Here is a 7,290-nt window from a genome sequence, read left to right as displayed (position 1 = left end):
ACACATAATCGGTCTACAGCCTCTTTCCGCATGTCCGGGCCTCTGCCCGCGCGTTGAAAATCAATCAAGCGAACTCTGATTCCGCCCATTCTGAAACCCCTTATTTCAATAACTTCGATGCCGTGATCGTTGCGAATATAGGAATTGGTACCGCCCCGCCCCCTATCCAGAGCGCGCTGCAAGCCTGAAGATTGCCTTGTCCAGCCGGACCGGCATTTATTCGTGCTGTCAGAAGATCCTATTGCAGCAGAAGCCGTTCACCATCGGAACCCGGGCGCCGATACCGGCACCCGGGTTCCGTTTAGCCGCGTTGTTCAGGCGACTTCCATCCTGGGCACTTTGTGTCCCTCAGAATGGCTCACCGGATGCGCGCAATGTGGGCAGCTTGCAACATCGCCGACAACCGTAAACCAGGTGGTGCAGGAGTCGCAGGCAAAGACGCTGATATCCGTTTCCTCACGCACATGCATTGCGTCACGTTCCAACCGCGCGTTGAATTCGTTGAAGTACCCGGCGAATTTGATGTGTTGGAAACTCGGATGGGTTGTGAGCATGTTTTGCAGCGTATCACAGGCATTTTTCACATCTGCGATCACCTTTTCATCCGGCGTGTTCTGCGCCTCGGCTTTGCGCAGAATATGCCCCACCTCGTCAATAAGGTTGAGCCAGGTCGGATTGAGAAGATCCCATACGTAAAGATCCTCCATCGTATAGCCCACCTTGTTGACGATCTCGGTCAGCGCGAAGGATATCTTTGACAGCAGGACGCTCTCAAACGTGTCTTTTCTTGCGAAGGCGCGATAGTAGACGCCGACCTCACGGTAGAGCGCATCGAAGATTGTTCTGCAGTAACGCTGATATTCATTGAAGACGGTGGCGTCGTTGTGCCGCCCCAGTTCCAGCGCCCGCGCGGTCTGGCGTGCTGCCATGAACGCATTGCCGACGCCGTAGTTCATCCCGGTCGAAAAGAACGGGTCCACCAGCATCGCTGCCTCGCCGACGGCGATCCACCCCGACCCGGCAAACTGCTCGCGGCATCGTGCGACGTTATTGCGCTGTTCATAGGCAGACGGATCTTTCGCATCGCCGATAAATTCAAAATTGCTGAGAACGTCATCAATTGCCGGATATTTTTCGCGGAAATAGGCGAATGCTTCGGCTGAATTCATGCGCTCATTCGGCAGCCGGTCTCGGCGCACCACAAAGCCGATGCTGACGGTCCTGTGAATGTCGGCATTGTGCTTTTCTATAAGAGCCTTGCGCGAGGGATAATCAGCCTCGTTGTCCGAACCAGTATCGAGCAGTTCATTCACGACATTCTGCAATGTTGCGTCGTCGGTATTGTCCCAGGAATCGATATTGATGAACCACAGCCAGCCTTCCTCAAAACAGATGTGGCGGGTCATTGGCCGGTTCCAGTGCTTTACGCCAATTTCCCGGTTCTTCACCCGGAAATAGCCGTAGTACGAGTTGGTGTTAAAATCATCCAGCTTCCGATCTTCGACTTTCTTGGCACGCGCGATCAATTGCGCCGGGCCAGTGGCATCGCAGATCATCTTCGACTGCACCTGTTTCGCTTCGCCATCATGCGTGTAGACGATTGTCTTAATCTCGGAGTCGAGATCGCTTGCATGCACACGAACCTGCGCCCCCTGAATAACAGGAACCGAGTTCCGGCGGGACAGTTCGATGAAAGCGGTTTCAAAAACCCGGCGGTCAAACTGGAAAGTCTCATCAAGACCAAGCACATCAACATGATCGCTGATCTCACTTCTGCCCGGACCGGTCCACCAATATGACAGTCCTTCCTTGGTGTGGAACAGGCGCCGCATTGCCGGATATGCAAATCCCAGATCATGCAGACACCTGATTGCGGACGACAACGTGCTTTCGCCGATCTTGTATTTGGGCGCGGCCTGCGCTTCCAATACCAGAATGCGGGTGTCCGGCTTCATCTTTTTCAGCCAGTTGGCATAAGTGAGCCCGATCGCGCCAGCCCCAACAACAACGACGTCGAATACGTCATCCAAGCCGATATCTGTCTTGGTCATGATCATGTTCCTTACCTTGGAATCGCGAATGCGAACCGGTCATGAAAATTCTGCGACACCACTGTGAATCGCACTTCTGTTGGGAGCCCCCGCCAATACAACTCTAACGTGTTATTTGCTGTCAACACTAAATTTTAACCAATCTTTCGGGCTCTGATTTCCGCCTGTATCTGCGTTGGGTTTTTTGACAGATTGGGCCCGCTGGACGCGCTGATTACACCTCTTGGCCTGCCTTAAATAGAGACAGTCATTTCACATGACATAATGCAGTGGCAGACTGGGGATTCCACGAATGCACTATTCTGTCAACCGCCCTGGGCTGGAACCAGATTGTTATGTAACATACTGTTATATATATGATTTTAAGATCACCGTGCAAAGACATTCAGAATACTCCGATTGATATTGTGCGCTCAGCCCCCCGCCCCGGGGCCAGATGCTGGACGCGTCAAATGACAGAATGCACACATCTGCCGCTTTGCAAGTGATCGACTGCACCGCGATCTGCACACAGCAGCCATCGCGAGCGGAAATGCGTCGGCAAAGTCGAGCCAGCCACTCGGCAAAAATTCTCCTTTTGGTTGCATACCGCCGTGTACCAAGCGGATGGCTCGGCACGACCACGTCACATGCGGCGCTGGCAAGCTGAAATGCCCCCCGCCCTGCAATCGCACCCAACGTCAAGACCACCAAAATCGCCGCCGCCAGCCGCCGATCCACCTTCGGCACCGCCCCTCACACCGCAAACCAGCCCGTCGACCGCGACCTTTTTCCTATGGATATGCAGCCCGGACAGTGTCAGCCTGTGAGGGAGCCGTCAGAGTCCAATGGAGGATCCGCGATGCCCCAGTACAACGACATGTTCGAGCTTTCCGTTCCCGACATAGATCTGATCGAAACGGCGCTGAGCCAGATTCGGGATGCACTGTCGCGCGACATGGTCGGCCAGACGGGTGAGGGAGACAAGGCAGTGCAGCTTCGGCAGGTTCAGGACCTGCTTGGTCGGCTGCACAACCAGAAAATCTTCTACCGGCCGAAAGACGGCGTCTATGTCGGCGGATAGGCACGGCTCGGCCACGGCTTTCCCGCGCGACGAGGCTCGCCTATAAGGGGCCGGGGCATGGGGCAATCTACGGGAGCGGTCAGCAGGCATGGCGGATACAGACGCGGCGGGGCGCATTTTCAATGTCTTCTGCATCGGCCAGTCCGGGCGGCTCGGCTATGAAGCCGTCATCTTTGCCGCCACTTTCCGCGCTGCCAATCCGAACTTCCCCGGCCGCCTGATCGTCGGCGAACCGCAGCCCGGCCCCCAATGGCAGGGCGATCCGCGCATGTCCGCCGACATTCGCGCGCTCCTGGACGGGTTCGAGGCCGAGATCCTGCCCTTTGAGACACCGCATTTCGGCCAGAGCTATCCTTACGGCAACAAGATCGAAGGGCTTCTGGCCCTGCCCGAAGGCGAACCCTTCGTCTTTTTTGACACCGACACACTTTTCACCGGACCGCTGACCTCGGTCGGCTTCGATTTCAACCGTCCCTCGGCCTCAATGCGGCGGGAGGGGACATGGCCCGAAGTCGAGCTGTACGGGCCGGGCTATGCGGCGACGTGGAAATCGCTCTATGACAAGTTCGGGCTGGAATTCGAGGGCTCGCTCGACCTCACCCAGCCCGACGAACACTGGGAGCGGTACCTTTACTTCAATGCGGGCTGGTTTTTCCATAGCTGCCCCCGCGCCTTCGGCCAACGCTTCCTCGACTATGCCCTGGCGATCCGCGATGACGCACCCGAGGCGCTTGTCTGCCAGTCGCTCGATCCCTGGCTCGATCAGGTGGCGCTGCCGCTTGTTATCCATTCCTTCGGCGGTGGCCGTCCGGGCGCAGAGCTTGCCGGGCTCGACGGCGATGTAACCTGCCACTACCGCACGCTGCCCCTGCTTTACGCTCGCGAAGCCGATGCGGTGGTCGGGATGCTGGAGGCCGCCATCGCCCCCAATCCGATCAAGAAGGTGCTGAAGACCTATGAGCCGCTGAAAAAGCTGGTCTATCAGGGCAAGGGCCACAAGGTGCGCGACATGTTCGACCGGGGTGACCTGCCCCGAAGGGAACAGGCGATCCGCAACAGGATCAAGCAGGCCAAACTCTGGCTGCGCTGAGCCGCCGAGAGAAGGTGGCCCGGGCTCACATCGGCTGAATATCGGCGAAGTATCCCGGCAGATCGCGTACCGCGACCTTCACCAGATCCTTGGCCAGATCACCGTGCAGGGCTGCCGCCGGTGCGCCGTTCAGGCGGGACCGCAATGCACCCAGCATCTTTGGTGCAGCCGCAAGGATCAGCCGGTCGGGTTTGATCCGCGTCCATTCGCGGCCCAACTCTTCGGCCACATAGCCTGCGAACCGGGAACGGCCGGCCTCATCCGCCTTTTCTCCGGGATCGAAGCCATGCCGCGCCACACCGCCCGGTCCGCCCGTCTGCCGTCCCGGCCGGTCGTCATAGTCGATCTGGGCATCAAGGAATTGCGCCGCCGAGAGACCGGCCACCTCCTTCAGCCCCTTGCCGATGCCGTCATTGATCAGGAACCGCGCCGTCTGGTCGTCGGCGATCAGGACAAGCGTGCGGATCGGTTTCATGGCAAACCTCCTTCATGGTCTGCCTTTGATATGGGGCCCGGGCGCAGTCGGCGCCATGACATGCGTCAACCCGACCAACAGCGTTTCGCGTTTAGCTTGAAACATTACTCATCACCTAACGCGTTGAAATCTTTGATTTCAGGCAGCGTTAGGCGATTCAGGTTTAACGCGAAACGCATTATCCGGCGGCAAGAACCCGGTCGATCATCGCCTGCGTGCCCTTTGCGTCCTCAAGGCTCCAGGGATAGGCGGCACCCTCGCGGACGGCCCGCCCGAACGCCTCAACCTGATTGCGATATTGCCGCGCGCCGGGAAACCGTTCGACATGATCGGCCTTGCCCTGCCGGAACATGTGCACCTGCGCCTCACCGAACAGCCCGGCATTGAAGGGGGCGGTCAGGCGGATGAGACCTTCGTCGCCCTGAAACACCACCTCCTGTCGCGGGAACAGCCGCATCGAGGTCATGGCGTGGAAGGTGAACCGCCCGCCCGGCCCCTCCATCACGCCACTCACCTGCGCGAAGACATCGACCCCGTTTTCGCGGGTGATGCGGGCATCAAGCGTCACAGGTTCCGCGCCGGTCGCCCAGCGCAGCGAGCCGTAAGCATAGACCCCGATATCGGGGATGGAGCCGCCACCCGTGTCGGGCCGGTTGCGGATATTGCCGGGATCGGCGTGGTTGTCATAGCTGAAATGGGCATCGGCATGCCGGATGTGCCCGATGGCGCCCTCGGCAATCAACTGGCGTGCCCGCCGCCATTGCGGATGATGCACGATCATGTAGGCCTCGGTGGCTATCAGCCCGCTCCGGTCGCGCGCCGCGATCAGGGTGTCGATCTCATCGGCCCGCATCGCGGCGGGCTTTTCGCACAGCACATGCTTGCCTGCCTCAAGCGCTTTCAGTGTCCATTCCACATGAAGATGGTTGGGCAGCGGGATATAGACCGCCTCCACCGCCGGATCGGCCAGCAGCGCGTCATAGGTGTCATGGATCTTCAGATCCGGACAAAAGGCGGAAAACGGCGCGGCCTTTGTCGGGTCGGATGTGGCAAGCGAATGCAACCGCGCGTCCTCGGCCTCATGGATAGCCCGCGCCATGTGCTCACGCGCGAATTTCGCAGCGCCCAGAACGCCCCAGCTGACCGGTTTCATCACCACCCCCAAGCCTGTTACCCGCCCATCCTCGCGCGGCCAGAGCGATGAGACAAGCTGGCAGATCGACGTTCGACGCAGCATTCGGCGCGCAGCGATCAGGATCGCGGGCTGGTGATGTGCGGGTCACGCGACCCTGTCCGGCAAGTGATTTCCCAGTGAACAAGCCTGCCCCCTACCATGGGCAAGGGACAGTGGCTCAGCGAATGGGAGATCAAGATGCATACTGTCAGCCTTTTAGCCATAACCGCCTTCATTGCCGGTCTTTTGACCGCCTGCACCGTGGAACCGGGTTCCGACGGTGTCGGCACCTACCGAAACCACACAATCGGCATAGGCAAACGCCACGGCGCAGGCCCAGACCGATAACCTCCACCTAAGAAGGCCGCAGCTAAGGATACATCCGCGAAGTGTTGTACCTCTCCTGACCTTGCCCTAACGTCGCCCGCAAATCTGCCAGGGAGACGGAAATGACCAATACCTACGGTTTCGACACGCTGCAAATCCATGCGGGCGCCCGCCCCGACCCCGCGACCGGCGCGCGGCAGGTGCCGATTTACCAGACGACTGCCTATGTCTTCCGCGACGCGGATCATGCAGCCGCGCTCTTCAACCTTCAGGAAGTGGGCTACATCTATTCGCGCCTGACCAACCCCACGGTCGCCGCCCTTGGCGAGCGGATCGCGACGCTGGAAGGCGGTCAGGGCGGGGTCTGCTGTTCATCCGGGCATGCCGCGCAGATCATGGCGCTTTTCCCGCTGATGGGTCCGGGCTGCAATGTCGTGGTCTCGACCAGGCTTTATGGCGGCACCTTGACCCAGTTCAGCCAGACGATCAAACGCTTCGGCTGGTCGGCGAAATTCGTCGATTTTGACGATCTTTCGGCGATCGAGGCCGCCATCGACGACAATACCCGCGCAGTCTTCTGCGAATCCATCGCCAATCCCGGCGGCTATGTCACCGACATTCCGGCTGTGGCCGGTGTCGCCGACAAGGCGGGACTGCCCCTGATCGTCGACAACACCTCGGCCACGCCATTCCTCTGCCGCCCGATTGAAATGGGGGCGACGCTGGTCGTGCATTCGACCACGAAATACCTGACCGGAAATGGCACCGTCACCGGCGGCTGCATCGTGGATTCAGGCAAGTTCGACTGGTCCGCCTCGGACAAGTTCCCCTCGCTCTCGGCCCCCGAACCCGCCTATCACGGGCTGAAATTCCACGAAACCTTCGGGCCCCTGGCCTTCACCTTCCACTCCATCGCCATAGGCTTGCGCGATCTTGGCATGACGATGAACCCACAGGCCGCGCATTACACGCTGATGGGGATTGAAACGCTGTCCCTGCGGATGAAGCGGCATGTGGCAAACGCCAGGAAGGTCGCCGAGTGGTTGGAGAAGGATGCCCGCGTCGATTACGTGACCTATGCCGGCCTCGCCTCCTCGCCCTATGCGGACC

6 protein-coding genes are annotated in these 7,290 nt (G+C 59.4%); 3 read left to right on the top strand and 3 right to left on the bottom strand.

Annotation, left to right across the window (positions count from 1 at the left end; genetic code table 11):
- Window positions 1-314: 314 nt before the first annotated feature.
- The gene (locus WBB85_RS02755; RefSeq protein WP_432637094.1) at window positions 315-2,051 is read right to left on the bottom strand and encodes an NAD(P)/FAD-dependent oxidoreductase; all 1,737 of its coding nucleotides are present in this window, start codon (window positions 2,049-2,051) and stop codon (window positions 315-317) included.
- An 841-nt stretch (window positions 2,052-2,892) separates the two neighbouring features.
- On the opposite strand from WBB85_RS02755, the gene WBB85_RS02750 reads away from it, so the two are divergent.
- Both WBB85_RS02750 and WBB85_RS02745 read left to right on the top strand, forming a co-directional pair.
- Window positions 2,893-3,114: a hypothetical protein gene (locus WBB85_RS02750; protein WP_432637093.1), complete on the top strand. Its 222-nt coding sequence runs from the start codon at window positions 2,893-2,895 to the stop codon at window positions 3,112-3,114.
- A gap of 88 nt (window positions 3,115-3,202) precedes the next feature.
- Complete coding sequence (locus WBB85_RS02745) at window positions 3,203-4,204, top strand: hypothetical protein (RefSeq protein ID WP_432637092.1); 1,002 nt, start codon at window positions 3,203-3,205, stop codon at window positions 4,202-4,204.
- A 25-nt stretch (window positions 4,205-4,229) separates the two neighbouring features.
- Here the strand turns inward: WBB85_RS02745 and WBB85_RS02740 are convergent, their stop codons facing one another.
- Window positions 4,230-4,679 (bottom strand): host attachment protein, encoded by a 450-nt coding sequence (locus tag WBB85_RS02740; RefSeq protein WP_432637091.1) that lies wholly within the window; start codon window positions 4,677-4,679, stop codon window positions 4,230-4,232.
- Between the two features lie 178 nt (window positions 4,680-4,857).
- Window positions 4,858-5,832 (bottom strand): Gfo/Idh/MocA family protein, encoded by a 975-nt coding sequence (locus WBB85_RS02735; RefSeq protein WP_432637095.1) that lies wholly within the window; start codon window positions 5,830-5,832, stop codon window positions 4,858-4,860.
- A 470-nt stretch (window positions 5,833-6,302) separates the two neighbouring features.
- Here WBB85_RS02735 and WBB85_RS02730 point away from each other — a divergent pair.
- The coding region (locus tag WBB85_RS02730; RefSeq protein ID WP_432637090.1) for an O-acetylhomoserine aminocarboxypropyltransferase/cysteine synthase family protein at window positions 6,303-7,290 on the top strand (988 nt) is incomplete at its 3' end.

The organism is Albidovulum sp., from assembly GCF_049646345.1.
Classification (GTDB): domain Bacteria; phylum Pseudomonadota; class Alphaproteobacteria; order Rhodobacterales; family Rhodobacteraceae; genus Albidovulum.
Note: the sequence above shows the minus strand (reverse complement) of the source record. Positions and strands in the feature narration are given on the sequence as shown.